The following is a 24,500-nucleotide window of genomic DNA, read 5'->3' as shown; positions in this document are numbered from 1 at the left end:
CTCTAGTGAACCGCATTTCTGCGATTTGCAGGGCGAAATTGTGAAGCCCGCGAGGCTGCGCTGGTTGCGCGAATGAGCCGAGAACCGTCGAACGGGTCGACGTTTCGCATAGCGGCTAAGGCGCGACCGTGAGCCAGTCTTTGAATCCCGACGGGTCGTGGCGGCCAAGCGCGCCGTGCTCGTAGAGGCCCCAGCCCTCGACCGGGGGCTTGTCGCCGTCGCGGCACACCGCCCGGCCGACGTGGTCGATCACGCCGAACCCCGCGCGGGCGATGATCGCCGGGTCGGTCATGTCGTAGGTCAGCCGCTCGGCGAACTTCTCGCCCTTCCACATGCCGTGGATCCAGTCGGAGTCACCGCCGTAGCCGCCGCCGACGTGAATGGGGACCGGCAGCTTGGACTCCACGTCGAAGTGGACGCCGGTGCCGTCGGGGGCGGTGGCCTCGATCGTCGCGCCGGTCGGGATGCGGGTGCCGGAGCGGTAGTGGATCTTGACCCGCGGCCAGCCCAGCTGCTCGACGCGGCCGTCGCGCCAGATCCGGGTGCAGTCGTTGAGCGAGCGGAACCCGTTGGGCTCCTCCTGGATGATCAGCACGATCGCGAACTCGTCGAACGCCATCGGCACGTACAGCCACCACATGCCCTCGAAGGGCGGATCGGCGGGCCGCCCCGCGGGCTCGGCCTCGCCGATCGGACGGATGCCCCAGGACCGGTCGCGGCTGCCCAGCCAGGTGTTGGGGTCGACGGTGATTTCCTCGCCGTCGACGACGATGTGCCCGCTCCAGCTGCCGAGCTGTGCGAAACGCTGCGCGTCCAGCGTGACCCGGTTGCCGGAACGCAGGATGTGCGGCTGTTCCTGGACGACATCAAACAGCCCCTTCCAGGTGAGATCGGCTGCGATGCCTTCGGTTTCGTCGAGGACCAGCCGCAGCTTGTTCAGCGGCTCGATGACCTCGATCCGGTAACCGTTGACGTGCTGGTTGAGGCGGTCCTGATCGATGGCGTCCGAAACGTGCACGGCGGTCTGCGTGTCCCCGCGCCGCACGAGCAGGAACGCGTCCTTGACCCCGAGGTTGGGGTAGTAACCGATGCCGCTGATCACGAAGATGTTCCCGGTGCGGTCGTGGGCGTTGAAGTAGGAGCGGTCGTAGAAGTTGCGGTCCGAGGATCCCGGCCACGCGATCGGCTGGGGAATCTGATGTACCGGGAACTCGTCGAGCGGTCCGAGCATTTACTGGTCCTCTCCGATAAGACGTTTCATCAATCCGGCGTGGTAGAACAGCGATTCGACATCGTCGGGCTTTTCGGTTTCGCCGAAGTGCACCCGTCGCGCGCCGGTGCGCATGAACACGCACGCCCACATCACGCCCGAATACACGTAAAACCAGTGCAGGTCGCCGATTTCGACGCCGGTCAGGCGCGCGTAGGTAGCGCGCACGTCGTCCTCGCGCATCACCTCCGGCAACCCCGGCAGCGTCGCCAGCCCGGCGAGCTCTTGAAACACCATGTGCGCGAATATCATCCACGCCACGTCGAGCTCACGTGGGCCCAGCGTCACCATCTCCCAGTCCAGCACCGCCACCGGCGCGAAGTCCTGGTACAGCACGTTGCCGACGCGCGCGTCACCCCACAGCAGCACCGGTTCGGCGGCGGCCGCCTCGGCGGGCCAGTTGGCTTCCAGCCAGTCGAAGGTGCGTTCCAAAAGCGGCGATCGCCCGATGTCGGGCACCGCGAAGTCATACCAGGACCGCACCCAGTTGAAGTGCTTGCGCAGCGCGGTGTCGCCGCTCAGTCCCTCGGTGAGGAAGCCAAATGTGTTCTGCGCGTTCGGAATCGAGTGCAACGCGGCGAGTACTCCGACGGTCGCGTCCTGCAGTTCGCGCTGCCGCTCGGCGGGCGCGTCGGCAAACCAGTTGCCGCCGAACGTGTAGGGCATGACGTCGGGCGGCACCTCACCCTCGACGTAGTCCATCACGAAGAAGGGGGTGCCGAGGACGTCGCCGGTGTTCTCCAGCCAGCGCACCCGGGGGACCGGCACGTCGGTCAGTTCGCCGACCTTGCGGATGACGTCGAACTGATGGTCGAGGCGGTAGGTCGGGAAGACCTGCACGTCCTCGGCGGTGGGCGCCACCCGCGTCACGAGCTTCTGCTGCGTCGGCTGTCCGTCCTGCTGCCAGCGGACGGTCAAGATGATGGTCTCCGACGACATGCCCGTCGAATCCACGCCGCTTTCCACGGTCACCTCGGGTTTTGCGCCGTCGGGCAGTACGGTAGAAAGCCAGCGCGACATCACCGCCGGCAAGGTGGTGACGTCGCGGCTGGAGCGCTGCAGTCGGTCGACGTTGTCGACTGCCGGTTCAGTGGCCACGGGAGTGCCTCCGTCCTTTGGGACTTTTTCGCGGCAATTACGATACGGTAGGTAGCGTTATGAAAGCAGACCCGTCCGGCCTTGACAAGGCCCCCGGCGCCGGCCGCCCGCGCGATCCGCGTATCGACTCGGCCATCCTATCGGCGACCGCGGAACTGCTTGTCCAAACGGGCTATTCAAATATCAGTCTGGCCGCGGTCGCCGAGCGGGCCGGCACCACGAAATCGGCGCTGTACCGGCGATGGTCGAGCAAGGCCGAACTGGTGCACGAGGCGGCCTTCCCGGTGGCTCCCACCGCGCTGGAGGCGCCGGCGGGGGATATCGCCGCCGACATGCGGATGATGATCGAGGCCACCCGTGACGTGTTCACCACCCCGGTGGTGCGCGCCGCGCTGCCCGGCCTGGTCGCCGACATGACGGCCGATCCCGCGCTCAACGCGCGGGTGATGTCGAGATTCGTGGACTTGTTCACCGCGGTGCGGCTGCGGCTGCGTGAGGCGGTTGACCGGGGCGAAGCCCATCCCGATGTGGATCCGGACCGGTTGATCGAGTTGATCGGGGGGGCGACGATGCTGCGGATGCTGCTGCGCCCGGAAGAAGCGCTCGACGATGCGTGGGTGGAACAGACCACGGCCATCGTCGTGCACGGGGTGCGGCGATGACGGGCCGGCTCGCGGGGCGCGCCGCGATCGTCACCGGCGCCAGCCGCGGCCTGGGCCGGGCGATCGCGCTGGCGCTGGCCGCCGAGGGTGCCGCGGTGGCCGTCGGCGGGCGCACCGAAGAGGTCTGGGATGAGCGGCTGCCGGGAACCATCGGTGAGACGGTCGCCGACATCGAGGCGGCGGGCGGACGTGCCGTCGCGGTGCGGGCCGATTTGACCGACCGTGACGAGATCGCCCGGTTGGTGGCATCGGCGCGAGACGCGTTGGGCCCCATCGCGATTCTGGTCAACAACGCCGCCTTCACCGCGCCGGGACGCCCACCGGTGCCCGGCGCCGAGCCGCGCGCGAAACCCGCAAAGCCCAGCGGCGCCAAGCCCGGCTGGCCGGGGTTCGTCAGCACGCCCTTGCACGCGTATCGCCGGCATTTCGACATCGCGGTCTTTGCGGCTTACGAGCTGATGCAAATGGTGTGCCCCGACATGATCGAGGCGGGTGGCGGCTCGATCATCAACATCACCTCGGTGGCGTCGCGACTGCCCGGTGACGGCCCCTACGCCGACCGCAGCGGCGGAGTGCTGCCCGGGTACGGCGGATCCAAGGCCGCGCTCGAGCATCTGACCCAGTGCGCGGCATTCGATCTCACCGACCACAACATCGCGGTCAACGCGCTCTCGCCGTCCAAACCGATACTCACGCCGGGCCTCTCCTACTATGCCCGCACCTTCGACGACACCGCCTCGGCGGACGAATTCGCTCGCGCGGCAGTGGAATTGGCCCTTGTCGACCCTGCCAAGGTCACCGGGCGCACCATCGGTCACCTGCAGGTGCTCGACGGCAGTTTCCGGCCGTTCGCGCTGGACTAGGCCGGGGTGGTGGCCGTGACCGCGTTGATGATCACGGCGTGCAGCGGGTGCCATTGCGCCAGTCCTGGCCCTAGGGCCGTCTGACGTGCAAGTATGAGCAAAGCCAGTGCCGCAACGGCGGCAGGCAACCGGTTGAGTGGTGTGCCCCATGCCTGGTATGGACAAGCCGACAGGGCGGGTCGTGGCCCTGATCGTTCTCCTACTCGTGGTCGCGGCCGCCCTGCGCGGGTATCTCCCGGCTCCGCAGCATGCGGTCCGCAGCGAGTCGGGGGGCCGGGCGGCGATGGTGTTCGTGGTCGCGATCCTGGCGGCGATGTTGGCATTGGTCGCGATTGCGGTCGTCGCGCGGTTGCGGGACCCGCGTGCGCCCGCGCCGTCCGCGGGTGCACTGTCCGACATGCTGGGCACCGGAAGGGGCCGACCGAGTTGGCGCGTGTTGCTGATCGGCCTCGGGGTGATCGTGGTCTGGCTGCTGATCGTGATCCTGCTGACCCGCCTCGTGGGGCCCCACGGCATCGGGCCGGCGCCGTCGTCGTCCGAGACGGGGGCCCCGCCGCCGTCGCATGCGGGCTCGCCACCACCGCACCAGCAGCATCGGCAGCGGCCGCGCGACGGCTCGCAGAACCTGCTCGGCGTGCTGCTCGCCAGCACGGCCGCGATGCTGTTGGCGACCGTCGCCGGATCGGTCGCCGCGGCGAGGCGACGGTGGCGCCCGGTGGCGCCCCGCATCGCCGACGAGCCGGCCGAACCCCCGGCGGCCGCGGCGCGTTCGAAGTCACTGGCGCGGGCGGCCGAGCGTGGATTGGCCGAGATGACGGATCTGCGCCGCGAACCGCGCGAGGCGATCATCGCGTGCTACGCCGCGATGGAACGCGAACTCGCACATGTTCCCGGCGCCGTGCCCCAGGACTTCGACACACCGTCCGAGGTGTTGGCCCGTGCGGTCGAACACCATGCCCTGCACGCCGATAACGCAGTACAACTGGTGAACCTGTTCACCGAGGCGCGGTTCAGTCCGCACGTGATGAACGAAGGTCACCGCGACGTGGCCGTGCATGTGCTTCGCTTGGTCCTCGACGAACTGGGAGCGCGGAGCGCGGCATGAAAAAGACCACGGCCCTGGGTATTTGCCTCATCATCGGCATCGAGGTGCTGGCGCTGACGCAGCATGACCGCCGATTCGTGTTGGCGGCCTCCGGCATTGGGCTGGCCCTGGTGCTGCTCAGCATGCGGCGCACCCTGGGACGCGGGCACCAAACCGGGGCCGAGGCGGACGCCGACGACCTCGGGGATTCGTTGCGCCGCTGGCTTTCCACCACCGAGACGACGATCCGCTGGGCGGAGGCCACCCGGGCCGACTGGGATCGGCATCTGCGCCCGATGCTGGCCCGACGATACGAAATCGCCACGGGCCAACGGCAAGCCAAGGATCCCGCGGCATTCCACGCGACCGGTCGAATGCTCTTCGGTGTCGAACTGTGGGAATGGGTCAACCCCAACAACGTCATCCGCAATGGCGACCGCCAACCGGGGCCGGGCAGGGCGGCCCTGGAAGAGATCCTGCGAAAGTTGGAACAGGTATGACGGAAGGCGCGATTCAGACATGACGCTGCCGGCGGCAACCACGACCGCACACTGCGAGGCGATTCTCGACGAGATCGAACGCGTGGTGGTGGGAAAACGCTCCGCGCTCAAGCTCATCCTCACCGCGGTTCTCGCCCGCGGCCACATCCTCATCGAGGACCTGCCGGGCCTCGGCAAGACGCTGATCGCGAGATCCTTCGCGGCCGCGCTGGGCCTGCAATTCACCCGTGTGCAGTTCACCCCCGATCTGTTGCCGGCGGACCTGCTCGGGTCGACGATCTACGACATGCAATCGGGCCGCTTCGCGTTCCGGCCCGGACCGATCTTCACCAACCTGTTGCTCGCCGACGAGATCAACCGCACGCCGCCGAAAACCCAGGCGGCGCTGCTGGAGGCGATGGCCGAACGCCAGGTCAGCATCGACGGCGAAACACACCAACTGTCAAGGCCTTTCATCGTGCTGGCCACCGACAACCCGATCGAGTACGAGGGCACGTACCCGCTGCCCGAGGCGCAGCTCGATCGGTTCGCGATCCGGCTCGAACTGCGGTATCTCAACGAGCGCGACGAGACCTCGATGTTGCGCCGCCGCCTCGAACGCGGGTCGGCCGAGCCGACGGTCAATCAGGTCGTGGACGCGCACGACCTGCTGGCGATGCGGGAATCGGTCGAGCAGGTGACCGTGCACGAAGACGTCCTGCATTACGTGGTCTCACTGGCCAACGCGACGCGGCACCATCCGCAGGTCGCGGTCGGCGCCAGCCCCCGCGCCGAACTCGATCTGGTCCAGCTTGCCCGCGCCCGCGCGCTGCTGCTCGGCCGCGACTACGTGATCCCCGAGGACGTCAAGGCACTCGCCACCGCGGCGGTCGCGCACCGCATCACCCTGCGCCCGGAAATGTGGGTGCGAAAGATCCAGGGAGCCGACGTCATCGGTGAGCTGTTGCACCGGCTGCCGGTGCCGCGCACCGGCGCCAGCCCGCAGGAGACGGGATGAGTCCGGCGTGACGCAAAGCCACGGGGTCGAGTTCCACTGGCGTGCATCGGGATTGACACGGGCGATCGCCACCTGCGCGGGGTTTGCGATGGCCGCGGCCGTCATCGGCGCCCGGTGGCAGCTGATCGCGTTCGCGGCGCCGCTGCTCGGCGTGCTGTGTTCGATCAGCTGGCAGCGGCCGGTGCCGGCAATTCGCGTGCACGGCGCGCCCGACGCGCAGCGATGCTTCGAAAACGAACAGGCGCACCTACGGGTGTGGATCACCGGCGAAGAGGAAGGGCTGTCGGCCGTCCGGCTCACGATCCCGGACGTCGACGGGATGGATCTCGAGATCCCCGATTCCGATGGGGGCCAGCAGATCACGGTCACGGCGACGGCGCGGCGGTGGGGCCGGTACTCGATCGCGGTCCGCCTCGACGCGACCGCCCGGGGCGGGCTGCTCACCGGCACAGCCCTCGTCGACGCCGCGGAGGTCATCGTGTTTCCGCTGACGTCGCCGCAGGCGACGCCCATCCCGCAGACCGAACTCCTCGACCGGCTGGGCGCCCACCTGACCCGGCACATCGGCCCCGGCGTGGAATACGCCGACATTCGTCCCTACGTGCCCGGAGACCAACTGCGCGCGGTGAATTGGCCGGTGAGCGCGCGCCGCGGCCAGCTACACGTCACCGAGCGGTTGACCGACCGCGCGGCCGATGTGGTGGTGCTGATCGACGGGTACCGGCAGCCGGCCGGACCGGCGACCGCGGCGACCGAACGGGTCGTGCGGGGCGCGGCGCAAGTGGTGCAAACCGCGTTGCGGCACGGTGATCGGGCCGGGATCGTCGCGCTCGGGGGCAACCGTCCGCGCTGGCTCGGCGCCGACATCGGGCAGCGCCAGTTCTATCGGGTGCTCGACACCGTGCTCGGCGCGGGCGACCGATTCGAACGAACGACCGGCACATTGGCGCCCCGCGCGGCGGTCCCGGCCGGGGCGATCGTCATCGCGTTCTCCACGCTGCTCGACACCGAATTCGCGCTCGCCCTCATCGATCTGCGGAAGCGGGGCCATGTCGTGTTGGCCGTGGACATCCTCGACAGTTCGCCCTTCGAGGACGACCAGGATCCGTTGGTCGATCGGATGTGGGCGCTGCAGCGCTCCGCGATGTATCGCGACATGGCCACCATCGGTGTGGACATCGTGTCGTGGCGAGGCGACAGCGGTCTCGAGCAGTCGATGGGTGTGCTGCCCGATCGCCGCCGCCGGGTGCGCGGGAGGCTTCGTGGATAGCGGTGGCACGGGGGCGCTGGCGCGGGTGGGGGCGCCCGCGTTCGCGACCGGGTTCGGTGTGCTCATGGTGGGGTTGGCGGCGGCCGGCGGTTCGCACGGCTTCGCGGTGGCCGCGTGGGTGGCGGCGCTGATTGGGGTCGCCGTGGGGACGGTCTTCCGTTCCGCCGCGACGGTTGCCGTGCTGCTGGCGGTCGCGACGGTCGTGCTGTCCGATCCGCCGCTCGTGTTCGTCGCGCTCTCCGGGTTGTGTGCGACCGCCTACCTGGTGTGCCGCCATGCGTTCGGCGCGGCCGCCCCGGTGGTGCTGAGCAGCTGGCCGACGGCCGTTGCCGCCGTGGGGTTTACGTTCGCCGGCCTGGCCGCGACGTCGTTTCCGCTGCAGCTGCCGTGGCTGCCGCTGGCCGCCCCGCTGGGGGCGCTGGTGATCTACCTGTTGGCGATCCGGCCGTTCCTGGCCTGACCGCGGCCCCGACGCTTGCTCAGTGCAGCAGGTGCGCGGCGTGATCGGCCAGGTCGAGCAGTGGCTGCGGGAAGATGCCCAGCACCACGGTGACCGCGGCGCAGACCGCGATCGCGGCCTTGCTCAGGATGCCCGGGGCCACCACGTGCGGGGTGTCCTCGGTTGCCTCGGTGAAGAACATCGACACGATGACCCGCACGTAGAAGTAGGCGGCGACGCCGCTGGCGACCACACCGACGATCACCAGGGGCGCGGCACCCCCCTGGGCGGCGGCCTTGAACACGGCGAGTTTACTGACGAACCCACTGGTCAGCGGGATGCCGGCGAAAGCCAACAAGAACATCGAAAACATCACGCCCACAATGGGTGAGCGCTGCCCCAGCCCGGCCCAGTGCGACAGCGCGGCGTCCTCGACACCGTCGTCGTCGCGGATCAGGCCCACGATGGCGAACGCGCCCACGGTGCTGAAGCTGTAGGCGAGCAGATAGAACAACGTGGAGGACAGGCCGGTGTGGTTGTCGGCGATGACGCCGGTGAGGATGAATCCGACGTGGGCGACCGACGAGTAGGCCAGCATCCGTTTGACGTCGGTCTGGTTCACCGCGGTGATGGTCCCCACCACCATGGTCAGGATGGAAATCGCCCACAGCACCGGCCGCCACTGATCATGCAGCGGTGGCAGCGCGACGTAGATCACCCGAAGCAGCGCACCGAAAGCCGCGACCTTGGTGGCCGCCGCCATGAACCCCGTGATGGGGGTGGGGGCGCCCTGATACACGTCGGGAATCCACGAGTGGAACGGCACGGCGCCGACCTTGAACAGCAGGCCGACCGACAGCAGCGCGACACCGACCAGCGCCAGCGAGCTGTCGCCGCGCGCGGCCAGCGCATCCCGGATACCGGTCAAAAGCAGCGTGCCGGTCGCGCCATACAGCAGCGCCACCCCGTAAAGGAAGAACGCCGACGAAAACGCGCCCAGCAGAAAGTACTTCATGGCCGCTTCCTGTGACAGCAGGCGGCGGTGACGGGCCAGGCCGCACATCAGGTACAGCGGCAGGGACAACACTTCCAGCGCGACGAACATGGTCAGCAGGTCATTGGACGCCGGGAAGACCATCATGCCGCCGACCGAGAGCATCGCCAGCGGGAAGAGCTCCGTCTGGGCGGCACCCGCCCGCTCGGCCTCCCGCTCGGCGTCGCTGTCGGGCACCGCGGACGCCTGCGGGGTGAACGAGTCCAGGCCACCCGATCCGCCGGAGCCCGCCGCAACCGAAACCCTGCTTTCCGCTTTGGTTTGGGTGCGTTCGGCGATGAAGATGACCGCCATCACCGCGACCAGCAGCACGGTGCCCTGCAGGTACAGCGTCGGCCGGTCGATGGCCATGGCGCCCAGCACCGCGGCCCGCCCGGAGCTCTTGATCGAGCGGCTCACGGCGATGACGGCGACGAACGCCGCGATCAAACCGCCGAGGGCAAGCGTCACTTGGCCGCTGTAGCGAATGCGCCTGGGCAGGAACGCTTCAGCGAGGACCCCCACCACGGCGATGCCGAACACGATGAGGGTGGGGGACAGCAGGAAGTACTGGATGCTGGGGGTGGGGAGGGTCATCGCGGTCCTTCAGCGGTCCGGGCTTCGACTGGCCTGGGATTTCCCACCGGGACAGTCGGTTTGGGGTCGTGCTGGCCGATGGTGGTCATGGTGTTCTCGACGGCGGGATTGATGATGTCGAGCACCGGCTTGGGATAGATCCCGAGCACGAGCAGCAGCGCAATCAACGGTGCGACGACGACCAATTCGCGCGCCCTCAGGTCGCCGATCTTCTCGTTGCCGGCGGCCACCGGCCCGGTCATCACGCGCTGGTAGAGCCACAACATATATACGGCCGACAGCACCAGCGCGGTGACGCCGAATCCGGCGGCCAGCCAATACCGGTTGAAAGTCCCCAGCAGGACCAGGAACTCGCTGATGAACGGGGCCAGGCCGGGCAGTGACAGGGTGGCCATGGCCGAGACCAGGAAGGTACCCGCCAGGATGGGCGCCACCTTCTGCACGCCGCCGTAGTCGGCGATCGCCCGGCTGCCGTGCCGCGATATCAGGAAGCCGGCGATCAGGAAGACCGCCGCCGTGGACAACCCGTGGTTGAGCATGTACAGCGTCGACCCGCTCTGGCCCTGGCTGGTCATCACGAAGATGCCCAGGATGATGAACCCGAAGTGCGAGATCGACGTGTAGGCGATCAGGCGCATGATGTCGGTCTGGCCGATGGCGACGACCGCCCCGTAGACCACCCCGATGACCGCCAGCACGACGATCAGCGGACGGAAATACGTTGAGGCGTCGGGGAACAGCTGCAGGCAGTAGCGCAACATGCCGAAGGTGCCGACCTTGTCCATCACCGCCATCATCAGCACCGCGGTCGCCGGGGTGGCCTCGACCGCGGCGTCGGGCAGCCAGCGGTGGAACGGCCATAGCGGGGCCTTGATCGCGAACGCGAACATGAAGCCCAGGAACAGCGCCTTGAACACCGCGGAGTCCGCCCCGTAGCGTCCGGAGGCGACACCGGCGACGATCTCACGGAAGTCGAACGTGCCCGACCCGTGCTGCGAGGTCACCACGTACAGCCCGATCACCGCGGCCAGCATGATCAGCCCGCCGAACAGGTTGTACAGCAAGAACTTCACGGCCGCGCGCGAGCGGCCCGGCCCCCCGCCGAAGCCGCCGATCAGGAAGTACATCGGAATGAGCATGGCTTCGAAGAACACGTAGAACAGCAGCACGTCCAGCGCGATCACCGAGATCAGCACCATGGATTCGATGGCCAGCGTCAGGGCGATGTAGGCGTGCACACCGCGTGACGATTGCAAGCTCGGCGAAGCCGGGCGCAGCAGGTCGTCACCATCGACTTGCGTGCGTTCGCCCCCGTCGTTCCAGCCGGCCACCTGCAGCACCGGGATCAGCACCGCGGTCAGCAGCACCAGCACCACCGCGATGCCGTCCACGCCCAGGGTGTAGCCGGCGCCGAAAGCCGGGATCCACTGGTGCTTTTCGACGAACTGGTACGGCGCGCCCCCGGTTTTGAACCCGAGGGTGACGACGACCGCGACCGCGAGGGTCAGGACGCCGAAGACCAGTCCGGTCCACTTGGCGAGCTGTCGCAGCCCGGGCGGCATGAGGATGATCAGCACGGAGCCGGCCAGCGGGACCAGCCACAGCACGCTGAGCCACGGAACCGAATTCAGCGAGTTCACCACAGTTTCACCGCCAGGATCATCGCGACGACCAGCACGGCGCCCGTCAGCATGGACAACGCGTAGTTGCGGGCGAAGCCGGTTTGCAGTCCCCGCAGGCGATTTGACGCCTGGCTCACCAGCGCCGCCAGCGCGTTGACCGAGCCGTCGACGCCCGCGTTGTCGACTTCGACAAGCGCGTGGGTCAGTTGCGCGCCGGGGCGCATGAACACCTCCTCGTTGAAGGCATCGCCGTAGAAGTCCTTGCGGACGGCGGTCGTCAGGGGGGAGACCGACAGCGGAGCCACCCGGGGGATGGGCGCGGTGGCATAAAGCCGGTAGGCCACCGCGATCCCGACGACGACCACACCCAGCGCCAGGGCGCTGGGTACCCAGGCCGGGAAGGCGTGGGTCACTTCCTCGTGTTTCCCGACGACCGGTTCAAGCCAGCGCGCCAAGGTCCCGCCGACCGCCAGCAGGCCACCGGAGAACACCGAGCCGACCGCCAGCAGGATCATGGGCCACGTCATCAGGGCGGGCGCCTCGTGCGGGTGGGCGTCCGGACCCCAGCGCTTCTTACCGAAGAAGGTCATCAGCATCACGCGGGTCATGTAGAACGCGGTGACGCCCGCACCCAGCAGCGCCGCCCCGCCCAGCACGTAACCTCGAACGCCGCCGGCGGCCAGCGCCGCCTCGATGATGGCGTCCTTGGAGAAGTAACCCGCGAACGGCGGCACACCGATGATCGCCAGGTATCCCAGGCCGAACGTCGCGAACGTGATCGGCAGCGCCGCGCGCAGGCCGCCGTAGCGGCGCATGTCCTGCTCTTCGTCCATCGCGTGGATGACCGCACCGGATCCGAGGAACAGCCCGGCCTTGAAGAACCCGTGGGTGAGCAGATGCATGATCGCGAACGCGTAGCCGGCCGGACCCAGGCCGGCGGCCAGCACCATGTAGCCGATCTGGCTCATCGTCGACGCCGCCAGCGCCCGCTTGATGTCGTCCTTGGCGCAGCCGATGAAGGCCCCGAGCAGCAACGTGACCGCACCCACGATGACCACTGCCAGTTGGGCGTCGGGCGACAGGTTGTACAGCGGGTTGGACCGCACGATCAGATACACCCCGGCGGTCACCATGGTGGCGGCGTGGATCAACGCGGACACCGGGGTGGGGCCCTCCATGGCGTCGCCCAGCCAGGCCTGCAGCGGTACCTGGGCGGACTTGGCGCAGGCGCCGAGCAGCAGCAACAATCCCATGGCGGTCAGCGCGCTGGAATTTTCAGGCCCCGTGGCCTTAGCCCCGGCGAACACCCCGGCGTAGGACAGCGTGCCGAAAGTGCTGAACATCAAGAACATTCCCAGCGCCAGCCCGGCGTCGCCGACCCGGTTCATCACGAAAGCCTTCTTGGCGGCCGTGGCCGCCGTCGGCTTGTGGTACCAGAACCCGATCAGCAGGTAGGACGCCAGGCCCACCCCTTCCCAGCCGACGTAGAGCACCACGTAGTTGTCGGCGACGACGAGCAGCAGCATCGAGGCGAGGAACAGGTTGAGGTAGCCGAAAAACCTTCGGCGGTCCGGGTCTTCGGCCATGTAGGCGACCGAATAGATGTGGATCAGCGAGCCGACCCCGGAGATCAGCAACACGAAACACACCGACAGCTGGTCGATCTGCATCCCCAGGTCGACCTGGAGCTGGCCGACCGGGATCCAGCTGAACACCTTTTGGTGGATGACGCGGTCGTCGGCGGCGCGGCCGAGCAACTCGCCCAACAGGCTCAGGCCCAGGCCGAACGCCGCGAGGGCGGTAGCGCAGCCCAGCCAGTGCCCCCACCGGTCGGTGCGCCGCCCGCCGAACAGCAGGATCGTGGCACCCGCCAACGGCAGCGCCACCAGCAGCCAGGTGTATTGAGTCATCTTGGCGTCTTCAGCCTTTGAGTAGATTCGCGTCGTCGACGGACGCCGATTTGCGGGCACGGAAAATGGTCATGATGATGGCCAGGCCGATGACCACTTCGCAGGCGGCCACCACCATCGTGAAGAACGCGATCATCTGCCCGTCCAGGTGGCCGTGCATCCGCGCGAACGTGACGAACGCGAGGTTGACCGCGTTGAGCATCAGCTCGACGCACATGAACATGACGATGGCGTTGCGGCGCAACAACACGCCGGCGGCCCCGATGGTGAACAGCAGCGCCGAAAGGTACAGGTAATTCGCGGGATTCACGACGCACCGCCTTGTGACAAACTCGGGCTCCCCTCGGGGGACGGGGTCTTCTTGCCGTCGGCGCCGCGGCTCTGCAGCATCGGCGACACCGACAGCTTCGAGTACGAGCCGTCCGGCAGCAGCGCGGCCACGTCGACGGCGTTGTGGCGGGCGTAGACGCCGGGGCTGGGCAGCGGGGTGGGGTGCCCGCCGGGCTGGAATCGTTCCTGGGAGAGCTCGCGTTGTGTCTTGCGGCGCTCGAAGCGCTCGCGGTGCGCCAGCACCATGGCCCCGACCGCCGCCGTGATGAGCAGCGCGCTGGTGAGCTCGAACGCCCAGAGGTAGCGCGAAAAGATCAGCGCCGCCAGCCCTTCCACGTTGCCGGCGGCGTTCGCGGTGGTCAGTCCGGCGAAACCGCCCGTGGACACGTTGCCGATGGCGGCGATGAGCAGGATGCCGAACCCGACACCGGCGGCCACCGCGGCGACGCGCTGCCCCCGCAGCGTCTCCCGCAGCGATTCCGCCGAGTCCACGCCGATGAGCATCAGCACGAACAAAAACAGCATCATCACCGCGCCGGTGTAGACCACGACCTGAACGACGCCCAAGAACAACGCGTCCTGGATCATGTAGAACACCGCGAGGATGATCATCGTCATCGCCAGGAACATCGCCGAGTACACGGCGTTGACCGCCACCACGACGCCGAGCGCACCGAGCACGGCCAGCGCGCCCAGCACCCAGAACGTCACCGCTTCGCCGGTGGAGGTTCGAGTGATGGTGTCGTGGGCGAAGCTGGATGCCAGAACTGACGTGACGGCATGGCCCGCGAAACCGGTCACCGGGAGTCCCCGGCGTGCCGGGTGTCCCGCAGCCCGTGCGCGGTCACGTTGCCCTGGTAGTAATCCTTGTCGGTGGCGCCGTCGGTCCTGGGGTGCGGCGGCGCGAGCATGTCTTGCAGCAGCGGCGCCAGCAGCCGGTCCTTCTCATAGATCAGGTCGGCGCGGTTGTCGTCGGCCATCTCGTAGTCGTTGGTCATCGTCAGCGCCCGGGTCGGGCAGGCCTCGATGCACAGGCCGCAGCCGATGCAGCGCAGATAGTTGATCTGATACACCCGGCCGTAGCGTTCCCCGGGCGAATACCTGAGTTCCTCGGTGTTGTCGGCGCCCTCGACGTAGATCGCGTCCGCCGGGCACGCCCACGCGCACAGCTCGCAGCCGATGCATTTCTCCAGGCCGTCCGGATAACGGTTGAGCTGGTGACGGCCGTGGTAGCGCGGCATGACCGGGCCCGGCTTTTCCGGATACTCCTCGGTGACATTCTTTTTGAACATAGATCCGAACGTCACGCCGAATCCGGCGATGGCGTCCAAGAATTTAGCCACGTGCTTTCTCCTTGCTCGCAGCCGCCAACGACTTCTGGGTCGTCGCCGGCAGCGGCGGCGTCGGGAATACCGGTGTGGAGATCGATGCGGCGGGCAGTTTCTTCGCGTCGCGCCGCAGCTGGCGCTCCAACGCGCGAATACCCGGCGCGCTGAACGGTTTTCGCAGCAACAGCACCAGCGCCGTGGCGAACACGACGCTGCTGACCACCAGGACCGGGGTCCAGTGCGCATACCCCTGGTTGCGCAGCGTGCGGACCACCGCCGCGATCAGCACCCAGACCAGCGAGGCCGGGATCAGCAGCTTCCAGCCCAGTCCCATGAACTGGTCGTAACGCAGCCGGGGCAGCGAGGCCCGCAGCCAGAAGTAGATGAACAAGAACGTCCACATCTTGGCGGTGAACCAGAGCACCGGCCACCACCCGGTGTTGGCGCCCGCCCACATGTTCAGTGGCCACGGCGCGTGCCAGCCACCGAAGAACAAGATGGTGGCGAGCGAGGAGACCGTCATCATGTTGACGTACTCGGCCAGCATGAACATCGCGAACTTCAGCGACGAGTACTCGGTGTGGAATCCCGCGACCAGTTCACCCTCGGCCTCGGGCAAATCGAATGGCGCCCGGTTGGTTTCGCCGACCATCGAGATCAAATAGATCACGAACGACGGCAGCAGCAGGAACACGTACCAGACGTGGTCCTGCGCGGAGACGATCTGTGACGTCGACATGGAGCCGGCGTAGAGGAACACCGCCGCGAACGACAGCCCCATCGCCACCTCGTAGGAGATGACCTGGGCGGTGGAACGCACCCCGCCCAGCAGCGGGTAGGTAGACCCGGATGCCCAGCCGCCCAACACGATTCCGTATACGCCGATCGCCGACAGCCCCAGGATGAACAGCACCGCGACCGGGAGGTCGGTCAGCTGCAGCGGCGTGCGGTGGCCGAACACCGACACCACGGGGCCGAACGGAATGAACGCGAACGCGGTGAACGCCGGGATCGTGGAGATGACCGGCGCCGCGAAGTAGACGAACTTGTCGACACCGCCGGGGGTGATGGTTTCCTTGAGGGCCAACTTGATTCCGTCGGCCAGGCTCTGCAGGACGCCCCAGGGGCCGGCGCGGTTGGGTCCGGGGCGCCGCTGCATCCAGCCGAGGATCTTGCGTTCGAGCAGAATCGCGACCAGCACGTTGAGCATGAGGAACACGAAGATCGCCAGCGCCTTGCCGAGCACCAGCCACCAGGTGTCGTGCCCGAAGGCGGTCAAGCCGGTAGTCACTTTCCCACTCCGATGTTCACTGTGCTGCCCAGGGTGACGCCGAGCTGGCGGTGCACCGCCGACGCCGACGAGTTCAGCGGGAGCCACACCACCCGGTCGGGCATGTCGGTGACGACCAGCGGCAGGCTGACGGATCCGCGTGACGTGCTGACGGTCACCGCGTCGCCGTCGGCGGCGCCGATCTCGGCGGCGGTCTCCGCGGACAGCCGCACCACGGGTTTGCGCGCCGTTCCCGCCAGATGTGGCTCACCGTCTTGCATTCGGGCGTTGTCCAGCAGCATCCGCCAGCCGGCCAACACCGCTTGTCCCGCGCCGGGCTGGACAGGGTCCGGGGCGGCGACGGCCGGGTTCGCGGCGCGCTTGCCGTCCCAGTGCCGTAGCGCGGCCATTTCCTGGCGGGCCACCTCGACGTCCGACATTCCCAGATAGACGCCCATCTCGTCGGCCAGCGCGTCGAGCACCTGGTGGTCGGACTGGCCGGCCTGCTGGGCGGTGCCGCGCAGCGCGGCCTCGAACGGCCGGAAGCGGCCCTCCCAGTTGACGAACGCGCCCGCCTTCTGTGTCGTCGACGCGACGGGGAACACCACATCGGCGCGTTCGGTGACCGCGCTGTGCCGCATCTCCAGGCTGACCACGAAGCCGGCGCCGTCCAGCGCCGCCAGCACCGCTTGCGGGTCGGCGAAGTCGTCGGGCTCGACACCGCCCACCAGCAGCGCGCCCAGCGTTCCGTCGGTCGCGGCGCTCAGGATGCCGTGGACGTCACGCCCACGGCCGGAAGGCAATTCGGACACGTTCCACGCCTGCGCGACCTGGGCCCGGGCGGTGTCGTCGTCCACCGGGCGCCCGCCGGGCAGCAACCCGGGCAGCGCACCGGCGTCCAGCGCACCCCGCTCACCGGCCCGTCGCGGCACCCAGGCAAGGCGAGCGCCGGTGGTGTCGGCGAGCCGGGCCGCCGCGGACAATCCGCCGGGCACGGTGGCCAGACGTTCGCCGACCATGATGACCGCGCCCGGGGTGGACAGCAGGTCGCCCACCTCGCCGGTGGCCAGGCCGTCCAGCGCCGAGGCTTCGGCGCCGGGCACGGTCTTGATCAGCCGGCCGGACATCTTGTCCAGCGCCCGGCTGGCGAACGGCGCCACCGCGAAGACCGGCAACCCGTGTTTGCGGGCAGCCTTGCGCAGCCGCAGGAACACGATGGGCGACTCGTCCTCGGGCTCGAACCCGACCAGCACGACCACCGGAGCCGATTCCAGGTCGGCGTAGCTGACGGCGATCGGCCTGCCGGCGATGCGCGCCGCCAAGAAGTCGGCCTCTTCGGCCGAGCTCGAGCGGGCCCGGAAGTCGATGTCGTTGCTGTCCAGGACGATTCGCGCGAACTTGGAGTATGCGTAGGCGTCCTCCAAGGTCGCCCGGCCGCCGACGAGCACCCCGGCGCGCCCGCGCGCGGCTTCGAGGCCCTGCGTCGCGACGGCGATCGCGTGCGACCACGACGCCGGTTGCAGCGAGCCGTCGGCATCGCGAACCAGGGGAGTGGTGATCACGTCGGGCTGGGTTGCGTAATTGAACGCCCACCGGCCCTTGTCGCAATTCCACTCCTCGTTGACTTCCGGGTCGTCGCCGGCCAGCCGGCGCAGCACCTTGCCGCGGCGGTGATCGGTGCGCTGTGCGCACCCGGAGGCGCAGTGTTCGCAGACGCTCGGGCTGGAGACCAGATCGAAAGGTCGCGCCCGGAACCGGTAGGCGGTCCCGGTCAGCGCGCCCACCGGGCAGATCTGCACCGTGTTGCCCGAGAAGTACGAGTCGAACGGCTCATTGGCGTAGATGCCGACCTGCTGCAGCGCGCCCCGCTCCTGCATGTCGATGAAGGGGTCGCCGGCGATCTGTTCGGAGAATCGCGTGCAGCGCGCGCACAGGATGCAGCGCTCGCGGTCCAACAGCACCTGCGAGGAGATGTTGATCGGCTTGGCGAAGGTGCGCTTGTCGTCGGTGAAGCGAGAATCGGCCCGCCCGTTGGACATTGCCTGGTTCTGCAGCGGGCATTCGCCGCCCTTGTCGCACATCGGGCAGTCGAGCGGATGGTTGATCAGCAGCAGCTCCATCACGCCGTGCTGCGCCTTGTCGGCGGCCTCGGAGGTGAGCTGGGTGCGTACCACCATGTCGTCGGTGGCCACGGTGGTGCACGAGGCCATCGGCTTGCGTTGGCCCTCGACCTCGACCAGGCACTGCCGGCAGGCGCCGACCGGCTCGAGCAGCGGGTGGTCGCAGAACCGTGGGATCTGGATGCCCATCAATTCGGCGGCGCGGATCACCAAAGTGCCCTTGGGAACGCTGATTTCGATGTCGTCGATGGTCAGTGTCACCATCTCAGGCGGGCGCGCCTCGTTGCCGGTCTCGGTTTTGGCAAGGCTCGTCATCAGCTCGTCATGCCTTTCCGTTCGCCGTCAGCATGGAGTCTCGTGGATCGAACGGGCATCCGCCGCCCTCGACATGGGCGACGTACTCGTCGCGGAAGTACTGGATCGACGACATGACGGGGCTGGCGGCGCCATCGCCCAAGGCGCAGAACGCTTTACCCAAGATGGAGTCGGAAATGTCCAGCAGCTTGTCGAGGTCCTCGTGCGTGCCGGTGCCGGCCTCCAGCCGCTCGTAGATCTTGTCCAGCCAGAAGGTGCCCTCGCGGCACGGCGTGCATTTGCCGCATGATTCGTGCTTGTAGAAGTACGTCCAGCGCTGCACCGCACGCACCACGCAGGTGGTTTCGTCGAAGATCTCCAGCGCCTTGGTGCCCAGCATCGAGCCGGCGCCGCCCACGCCCTCGTAGTCCAGTGGGACGTCGAGATGCTCGTCGGTCAGCAGCGGGGTGGACGAGCCGCCGGGCGTCCAGAACTTGAGCCGGTGACCGGCCCGCACCCCGCCGGCGTAGGCGAGCAACTCCCGCAACGTGATTCCCAGCGGGGCCTCGTACTGCCCGGGGCGGGTGACGTGCCCGGACAGCGAATACAACGTGAAGCCGGGGGACTTCTCGCTTCCCATCGAGCGGAACCAGTCCACGCCGTTGCCGATGATCGACGGCACGCTCGCGATGGTCTCGACGTTGTTGATCACCGTCGGGCAGCCGTACAGGCCGGCCACCGCGGGGAACGGCGGGCGCAGCCGCGGCTGGCCGCGTCGGCCCTCCAGCGAATCCAGCAGCGCGGTTTCCTCGCCGCAGATGTACGCACCGGCGCCGGCGTGCACCACCAGCTCCAGATCGAACCCCGAGCCGTTGATGTCACGCCCCAAATAGCCCGCGGCGTAGGCCTCGGCCACCGCGTTCTGCAGGCGGCGCAGCACCGGCAGCACCTCGCCGCGCACATAGATGAACGCGTGGTTGGCCCGGATCGCGTAGGCGGCGATGATGACGCCCTCGACGAGGACGTGCGGTGTCGCCAGCATCAGCGGAATGTCTTTGCACGTACCAGGTTCGGACTCGTCGGCGTTGACCACCAGGTAGTGCGGTTTGGCGGCCGCGCCGGTGTCGCCCTGCGGGATGAACGACCACTTGGTCCCGGTCGAGAAGCCGGCGCCGCCGCGCCCACGCAGCCCGGAATCCTTCACCAACCCGATCACCGCGTCGGGCTCCATCCCCAGCGCCTTCTTCATCGCCTCGTAGCCGCCGTGGCGGCGGTAGGTCTGCAGCGTCCAGGACTCGGGGTCGTCCCAGAAGCGACTGAGCACCGGAGTGAGCGGCGTGGCGCCCGACGACTCGGAAGTGGTTGTCATTGCTGGCCTTCCGGCGCGCTGGGCGCAGCCATGCCGTGTTCCTTGGCTACCTTCAGGCCGGCCAGGGTCGCGGCACCGGCGCCGCCCTGCCCCTGGTCGGGCCGCTCGTCGGGCAAGCCGGCCAGGATGCGCGACGTCTCCCGGAAGGCGCACAGCGGCGCACCGCGGGTGGGGGGCTTGGGCTGACCGGAACGCAGCGAGTCGACGAGTTCGCGCGCCGACTCGCAGGTCTGGTTGTCGAAGAACTCCCAGTTCACCATCACCACGGGCGCGTAGTCGCAGGCGGCATTGCATTCGATGTGTTGCAGGGTGACCGATCCGTCGGGGGTCGTCTCGTCGTTGCCGATGCCCAGATGTTCTTTCAGGGCATCGAAAATGGCGTCGCCGCCCATGACGGCGCACAACGTGTTGGTGCAGACGCCCACCAGGTAATCGCCGGTTGGGCCGCGGCGATACATGGTGTAGAAGCTCGCCACCGCCGACACCTCGGCCCCGCTGAGTCCGAGCTGCTCGCCGCAGAACTCCAGGCCCGCCGGTGTCAGGTAGGAGTCCTGAGCCTGCACCAGGTGCAGCAACGGCAGCAGCGCCGAGCGCTTCTCGGGGTAGCGGCCCATGATCTCCTTGGCGTCGACCTCGAGCCGGGCCCGCACCTCGGGCGGATACGACGTGGGCGCGCCCTCGACCACGAACGCGTTGGGCTCGTCGGGCGGCGGGCCGAGCCGGAGGAAGACCGGCTGTCCCTGCGGGCCGGTCACCGGTCCACCCCGCCCATGACCGGGTCGATGCTGGCGACCGAGGTGATCAGGTCGGCGACCATCCCGCCCTCGCACATCGCGGCGACCGACTGCAGGTTGGTGAACGAGGGGTCTCGGTAATGCACCCGGTAGGGCCGGGTGCCGCCGTCGCTGACCATGTGCACGCCGAGTTCCCCGCGCGGCGACTCGACCGCGGTGTACACCTGGCCGGGAGGGACCCTGATGCCCTCGGTGACCAGTTTGAAGTGGTGGATCAGGGCCTCCATCGAGCCGCCCATGATCTTGGCGATGTGCTCCGGCGAGTTGCCCATGCCGTCGGGTCCCACCTTCAAGTCGGCCGGCCAGGCGATCTTGCGGTCCTCAACCATGGTCGGGCCCGGCTTCAACTTGTCCAGACACTGCTCGACGATCTTGATCGACTCCCACATCTCGTTCACACGAATCATGTAGCGCCCGTAAGCATCACACGTGTCCTCGGTGATTACGTCGAATTCGTAGTTTTCGTATCCGCAGTACGGTTCGCTCTTGCGCAGATCGTGCGGGAGCCCGGTGGCGCGCAGGATCGGTCCGGTGATGCCCAGCGCCATGCACCCCGTCAAGTCCAGGTAGCCGACGTCCTGGGTGCGGGCCTTCCAGATGGCGTTCTCGTTGAGCAGACCGCTCATTTCGCGCAGCACTTGGCGCAGCGGCTCGAGGGCCTCGGCGATCTCGGTCTGCGCGTTGGGCGGCAGGTCTTGGGCCACGCCGCCGGGCCGGATGTAGCCGCTGTTCATGCGCAAGCCGGTGATCGATTCGAACAGGGTCAGGACGATCTCGCGGCCCCGGAAGCCGACGAACATCGGGGTCATGGCGCCCAGTTCCATGCCGCCGGTGGCCAGGGCCACCAGGTGCGACGAAATCCGGTTGAGCTCCATCATCAACACGCGGATGACGTCGACGCGCTCGGGTATCTGGTCGGTGATGCCGAGCAGTTTCTCCACACCCAGGCAGTAGGCGGTCTCGTTGAAAAACGGTGCGAGGTAATCCATCCGGGTCACGAAGGTGACGCCCTGGGTCCAGTAGCGGTATTCGAGGTTCTTTTCGATACCGGTGTGCAAGTACCCGATCCCGCAGCGTGCGTCGGTGACCGTCTCGCCCTCGATCTCCAGGATCAGCCGCAGCACCCCGTGCGTGGACGGGTGCTGGGGACCCATGTTGACGACGATGCGTTCGCCGGGATCGGCATTGCGGGCGGCTTCGACGACCTTGTCCCAGTCCTGGCCGCCGGCGACCACGAGTGTCTCGCCGGCGCCGTCGTGCGTCGATTCTGTGGTGGTGCTCATCAGTTGTACGCTCTCCGCTCGTCGGGCGGGGGTATCTGTGCGCCTTTGTATTCGACGGGAATCCCGCCGAGGGGGTAGTCCTTGCGCTGCGGATGTCCGTGCCAGTCGTCGGGCATTTCGATGCGGGTCAGCGACGGGTGACCGTCGAAGATGATGCCGAAGAAGTCATAGGTCTCACGCTCGTGCCAGTCGGTCGTCGGATAGATGCCGAACAGCGACGGGATGTGTGGATCACCGTCGGGCGCAGACACTTCCAGGCGGACGCGGCGGGTGTGCGTGATCGACTGCAGCGGGTACACCGCGTGCAGCTCGCGGCCCGCCTCGTGCGGGTAGTGCACCCCGCTGACCCCCAGGCACATTTCGAAACGCAGTTGCGGTTCGTCGCGAAGGCGCTGGGCGACCTGCGGCAGCGCCTCGCGGCGCACGTGCAGGGTGAGCTCGTCGCGGTACACCACGACTTTTTCTATCGCGTCGGTGAATTCGACGCCGCCCTTTTTCAGCGCCTCGGCCAGGCCGTCGACCAGCTCGTCGAAATAGCCGCCGTAGGGCCGCGGGCTGCTGCCCGGAAGCAGGACTTCGCGCACCAGCCGCCCGTAGCCGGACGTGTCACCGGAGCCGTTGACGCCGAACATGCCGCGGCGCACGTCGATGACTTCTTCGTCGGCGCCGCTGATTGCTTCTTTCGGGTCCTGGTCCGGCGAGCTCATCGCAGCAGTCCGCGCATCTCGATGGTGGGCCGGGCCGACAGCGCCGCCTGTTCGGCTTCGGCGATGGCGTCTTCGCGGTTGACGCCCAGCGGCATGTCCTGAATCTTCTCGTGCAGCTTCAGGATTGCGTACAGCAGCATCTCCGGTCGCGGCGGGCATCCGGGCAGGTAGATGTCCACCGGGACCACGTGATCCACGCCCTGGACCACCGCGTAGTTGTTGAACATTCCGCCCGACGACGCGCACACGCCCATGGCCAGCACCCATTTCGGCTCGGCCATCTGGTCATAGATCTGGCGCAGCACCGGTGCCATCTTCTGGCTGACCCGCCCGGCGACGATCATCAGGTCGGCCTGCCGCGGGGTGGCCGAGAAGCGCTCCATGCCGAACCGCGCGATGTCGAATCTTGGCCCGGCGGTTGCCATCATCTCGATGGCGCAGCAGGCCAACCCGAACGTCGCCGGCCACAGCGAGTTCTTGCGGACGTAGCCCGCCACCTTCTCGACCGTGGACAGCAGAATCCCGCCGGGCAGCTGTTCCTCAAGACCCACGTCTTACCTCAATCCCACGTCAGGCCGCCGCGGCGCCACACATAGGCGTAGGCCACGAAAACCGTGAGCATGAACACCACCATTTCGACCAGAGCGAACGTGCCCAGCGCGTCGTAGCTGACCGCCCACGGATACAGGAACACGATCTCGATGTCGAAGACGATAAAAAGCATCGCGGTCAGGTAGTACTTCACCGGAAACCGCTGTCCCGCCGTCGCCTGTGGGCCGCTCACCGGGGTCGCGGTGGGTTCGATTCCACACTCGTACGCCGCCATCTTCGACTTGTTGAAACGTGACGGGCCGGCCAGGCTCGCGATCACCACCGAGCCCACGGCAAAGGCGGCGGCAATCGCACCGAGCACCAGGATGGGTATGTAGACGTTCAATTCGCTCCATGATCCGTACGAGCCGCCTGCGGCGGCCAGGCGGTAACCGGGCTGCTGTGACGAACTGGGTCTGAAGCCCGTCACAGTGATCTTCAACATAGCGTCGCGGCGTGCGGTGCGCTTGCCCGGGGTGGGCGTTTTGCAGTATTGGGCCACCGCGCGCGTGCTGTGCTGCGCGAACTCGGGAGGCGACGCGTTCGGGACGCGCGCCGGGATCAACGGCGGGAGGCGGCGCCCACGCGGTCAGGACCGCCGCAGGCGGTCACCGGAGGGCAAAAGCCGCGGCAGGGCGCGGCTTCGCGTGGGTCAGCGAACCGGGGTTCGCAGCAAATTGAGGACGGTGCGGCCCAGCAGGATGGGGTCGATGGGGTGCGGCACCGCGCCCTCGGCGCGCGACCAGGACGCCAACCACGCATCGTCGGGACGCCCGGTGAGCACGACCAGCGGCGGGCAGGTCTCGAGTTCGTCCTTGAGCTGTTTCGCGATTCCCATGCCGCCCGTCGGGGTCGCTTCGCCGTCCAGGATGGCCAAGTCGATGCCGCCCTGGTCCATTGTCCGCACCACCATCGGGCCGGTCGCCACCTCGACGTAGCTCAACTCGGGCAAATCCGGGTGCAGCTGCTTGCCCAGCGCGCGCATCACCCGTTCGCGGGTGTGGGCGTTGCTGCTGTAGACGAGGATCCGCAGGGCGACGCTGGATTGGGGGGTGGAGTCGGCCACGGT

Annotated in this window: 24 protein-coding genes; 7 read left to right on the top strand and 17 right to left on the bottom strand. The window is 67.9% G+C overall.

Annotated features, from left to right (window positions below):
* Window positions 1–115: 115 nt before the first annotated feature.
* A complete protein-coding gene (locus tag JF781_RS01080; RefSeq protein WP_225326383.1) occupies window positions 116–1,231 on the bottom strand; it encodes a hypothetical protein in 1,116 nt (371 codons plus the stop codon).
* Window positions 1,232–2,368 carry a phosphotransferase family protein gene (locus JF781_RS01075; protein WP_225326384.1) on the bottom strand — a complete coding sequence of 379 codons (1,137 nt, stop codon included), beginning with the start codon at window positions 2,366–2,368 and terminating at the stop codon, window positions 1,232–1,234. It abuts the gene before it with no gap.
* A 59-nt stretch (window positions 2,369–2,427) separates the two neighbouring features.
* On the opposite strand from JF781_RS01075, the gene JF781_RS01070 reads away from it, so the two are divergent.
* From JF781_RS01070 to JF781_RS01040, 7 genes are all read left to right on the top strand, one after another.
* Window positions 2,428–3,030 carry a TetR/AcrR family transcriptional regulator gene (locus JF781_RS01070; protein WP_225326385.1) on the top strand — a complete coding sequence of 201 codons (603 nt, stop codon included), beginning with the start codon at window positions 2,428–2,430 and terminating at the stop codon, window positions 3,028–3,030.
* Complete coding sequence (locus JF781_RS01065; protein WP_225326386.1) at window positions 3,027–3,893, top strand: SDR family NAD(P)-dependent oxidoreductase; 867 nt, start codon at window positions 3,027–3,029, stop codon at window positions 3,891–3,893. The genes JF781_RS01070 and JF781_RS01065 overlap by 4 nt, the downstream gene beginning before the upstream one ends.
* 157 nt (window positions 3,894–4,050) lie before the next feature.
* A complete protein-coding gene (locus tag JF781_RS01060; protein ID WP_225326387.1) occupies window positions 4,051–4,998 on the top strand; it encodes a DUF4129 domain-containing protein in 948 nt (315 codons plus the stop codon).
* The gene (locus JF781_RS01055) at window positions 4,995–5,477 is read left to right on the top strand and encodes a hypothetical protein (protein ID WP_225326388.1); all 483 of its coding nucleotides are present in this window, start codon (window positions 4,995–4,997) and stop codon (window positions 5,475–5,477) included. Before JF781_RS01060 ends, JF781_RS01055 begins: the two co-directional genes overlap by 4 nt.
* 19 nt (window positions 5,478–5,496) lie before the next feature.
* Window positions 5,497–6,474, top strand: coding sequence for a MoxR family ATPase (locus JF781_RS01050; RefSeq protein ID WP_225326389.1), 978 nt, complete (start codon window positions 5,497–5,499; stop codon window positions 6,472–6,474).
* A gap of 7 nt (window positions 6,475–6,481) precedes the next feature.
* The gene (locus JF781_RS01045) at window positions 6,482–7,744 is read left to right on the top strand and encodes a DUF58 domain-containing protein (RefSeq protein ID WP_225326390.1); all 1,263 of its coding nucleotides are present in this window, start codon (window positions 6,482–6,484) and stop codon (window positions 7,742–7,744) included.
* Window positions 7,737–8,204, top strand: a complete 468-nt coding sequence (locus tag JF781_RS01040; protein WP_225326391.1) for a hypothetical protein — start codon at window positions 7,737–7,739, stop codon at window positions 8,202–8,204. Before JF781_RS01045 ends, JF781_RS01040 begins: the two co-directional genes overlap by 8 nt.
* A 19-nt stretch (window positions 8,205–8,223) precedes the next feature.
* Here JF781_RS01040 and nuoN read toward each other — a convergent pair whose 3' ends face one another.
* The 15 genes from nuoN to JF781_RS00965 all read right to left on the bottom strand — a co-directional run bounded on the left by nuoN (window position 8,224) and on the right by JF781_RS00965 (window position 24,497).
* Entirely contained in the window at window positions 8,224–9,813 is a 1,590-nt protein-coding gene (gene nuoN, locus JF781_RS01035) for an NADH-quinone oxidoreductase subunit NuoN (RefSeq protein WP_225326392.1), read from the bottom strand.
* Complete coding sequence (locus JF781_RS01030; RefSeq protein ID WP_225326572.1) at window positions 9,810–11,444, bottom strand: NADH-quinone oxidoreductase subunit M; 1,635 nt, start codon at window positions 11,442–11,444, stop codon at window positions 9,810–9,812. Before JF781_RS01030 ends, nuoN begins: the two co-directional genes overlap by 4 nt.
* Window positions 11,445–11,449: 5 nt before the next feature.
* Window positions 11,450–13,345, bottom strand: coding sequence for an NADH-quinone oxidoreductase subunit L (gene nuoL / locus JF781_RS01025; protein WP_225326393.1), 1,896 nt, complete (start codon window positions 13,343–13,345; stop codon window positions 11,450–11,452).
* A 10-nt stretch (window positions 13,346–13,355) separates the two neighbouring features.
* Window positions 13,356–13,655, bottom strand: a complete 300-nt coding sequence (gene nuoK, locus JF781_RS01020) for an NADH-quinone oxidoreductase subunit NuoK (protein WP_008259456.1) — start codon at window positions 13,653–13,655, stop codon at window positions 13,356–13,358.
* Window positions 13,652–14,476, bottom strand: a complete 825-nt coding sequence (locus JF781_RS01015; protein WP_225326394.1) for an NADH-quinone oxidoreductase subunit J — start codon at window positions 14,474–14,476, stop codon at window positions 13,652–13,654. The genes nuoK and JF781_RS01015 overlap by 4 nt, the downstream gene beginning before the upstream one ends.
* A complete protein-coding gene (nuoI, locus tag JF781_RS01010; RefSeq protein ID WP_225326395.1) occupies window positions 14,473–15,018 on the bottom strand; it encodes an NADH-quinone oxidoreductase subunit NuoI in 546 nt (181 codons plus the stop codon). The genes JF781_RS01015 and nuoI overlap by 4 nt, the downstream gene beginning before the upstream one ends.
* Window positions 15,011–16,282, bottom strand: a complete 1,272-nt coding sequence (gene nuoH / locus JF781_RS01005; RefSeq protein ID WP_225326573.1) for an NADH-quinone oxidoreductase subunit NuoH — start codon at window positions 16,280–16,282, stop codon at window positions 15,011–15,013. Before nuoH ends, nuoI begins: the two co-directional genes overlap by 8 nt.
* 8 nt (window positions 16,283–16,290) lie before the next feature.
* Window positions 16,291–18,708: an NADH-quinone oxidoreductase subunit G gene (locus JF781_RS01000; RefSeq protein WP_225326396.1), complete on the bottom strand. Its 2,418-nt coding sequence runs from the start codon at window positions 18,706–18,708 to the stop codon at window positions 16,291–16,293.
* A 7-nt stretch (window positions 18,709–18,715) separates the two neighbouring features.
* Window positions 18,716–20,056, bottom strand: coding sequence for an NADH-quinone oxidoreductase subunit NuoF (gene nuoF, locus JF781_RS00995; RefSeq protein WP_225326397.1), 1,341 nt, complete (start codon window positions 20,054–20,056; stop codon window positions 18,716–18,718).
* A complete protein-coding gene (nuoE, locus tag JF781_RS00990; protein WP_225326398.1) occupies window positions 20,053–20,811 on the bottom strand; it encodes an NADH-quinone oxidoreductase subunit NuoE in 759 nt (252 codons plus the stop codon). Before nuoE ends, nuoF begins: the two co-directional genes overlap by 4 nt.
* Window positions 20,808–22,133, bottom strand: coding sequence for an NADH dehydrogenase (quinone) subunit D (gene nuoD, locus JF781_RS00985; RefSeq protein WP_225326399.1), 1,326 nt, complete (start codon window positions 22,131–22,133; stop codon window positions 20,808–20,810). Before nuoD ends, nuoE begins: the two co-directional genes overlap by 4 nt.
* Entirely contained in the window at window positions 22,133–22,840 is a 708-nt protein-coding gene (locus JF781_RS00980) for an NADH-quinone oxidoreductase subunit C (RefSeq protein WP_225326400.1), read from the bottom strand. Before JF781_RS00980 ends, nuoD begins: the two co-directional genes overlap by 1 nt.
* On the bottom strand, window positions 22,837–23,391 hold the full coding sequence (locus tag JF781_RS00975; protein WP_225326401.1) for an NADH-quinone oxidoreductase subunit B family protein: 555 nt from the start codon (window positions 23,389–23,391) through the stop codon (window positions 22,837–22,839). Before JF781_RS00975 ends, JF781_RS00980 begins: the two co-directional genes overlap by 4 nt.
* 8 nt (window positions 23,392–23,399) lie before the next feature.
* Window positions 23,400–23,777 (bottom strand): NADH-quinone oxidoreductase subunit A, encoded by a 378-nt coding sequence (locus tag JF781_RS00970; protein ID WP_225326574.1) that lies wholly within the window; start codon window positions 23,775–23,777, stop codon window positions 23,400–23,402.
* Window positions 23,778–24,083: 306 nt separating this feature from the next.
* A complete protein-coding gene (locus JF781_RS00965; RefSeq protein ID WP_225326402.1) occupies window positions 24,084–24,497 on the bottom strand; it encodes a hypothetical protein in 414 nt (137 codons plus the stop codon).
* Window positions 24,498–24,500: the final 3 nt, after the last annotated feature.

This window comes from Mycobacterium sp. WUMAC-067 (assembly GCF_020217485.1).
Lineage (GTDB): Bacteria > Actinomycetota > Actinomycetes > Mycobacteriales > Mycobacteriaceae > Mycobacterium.
The sequence above is the reverse complement of the archived record's forward strand: the minus strand, read 5'-3'. Positions and strand labels throughout refer to the sequence as shown.

Excerpts from the sequence above, each read along its gene's own strand:
- nuoF (WP_225326397.1), bottom strand. The coding sequence starts at position 20,056 with ATGACAACCACTTCCGAGTCGTCGGGCGCCACGCCGCTCACTCCGGTG.
- JF781_RS01050 (WP_225326389.1), top strand. The coding sequence starts at position 5,497 with ATGACGCTGCCGGCGGCAACCACGACCGCACACTGCGAGGCGATTCTC.
- nuoD (WP_225326399.1), bottom strand. The coding sequence starts at position 22,133 with ATGAGCACCACCACAGAATCGACGCACGACGGCGCCGGCGAGACACTC.
- JF781_RS01060 (WP_225326387.1), top strand. The coding sequence starts at position 4,051 with ATGGACAAGCCGACAGGGCGGGTCGTGGCCCTGATCGTTCTCCTACTC.
- JF781_RS00980 (WP_225326400.1), bottom strand. The coding sequence starts at position 22,840 with ATGAGCTCGCCGGACCAGGACCCGAAAGAAGCAATCAGCGGCGCCGAC.
- JF781_RS01080 (WP_225326383.1), bottom strand. The coding sequence starts at position 1,231 with ATGCTCGGACCGCTCGACGAGTTCCCGGTACATCAGATTCCCCAGCCG.
- JF781_RS01000 (WP_225326396.1), bottom strand. The coding sequence starts at position 18,708 with ATGACGAGCCTTGCCAAAACCGAGACCGGCAACGAGGCGCGCCCGCCT.
- nuoN (WP_225326392.1), bottom strand. The coding sequence starts at position 9,813 with ATGACCCTCCCCACCCCCAGCATCCAGTACTTCCTGCTGTCCCCCACC.
- JF781_RS01070 (WP_225326385.1), top strand. The coding sequence starts at position 2,428 with ATGAAAGCAGACCCGTCCGGCCTTGACAAGGCCCCCGGCGCCGGCCGC.
- nuoL (WP_225326393.1), bottom strand. The coding sequence starts at position 13,345 with ATGACTCAATACACCTGGCTGCTGGTGGCGCTGCCGTTGGCGGGTGCC.
- JF781_RS01065 (WP_225326386.1), top strand. The coding sequence starts at position 3,027 with ATGACGGGCCGGCTCGCGGGGCGCGCCGCGATCGTCACCGGCGCCAGC.
- JF781_RS01055 (WP_225326388.1), top strand. The coding sequence starts at position 4,995 with ATGAAAAAGACCACGGCCCTGGGTATTTGCCTCATCATCGGCATCGAG.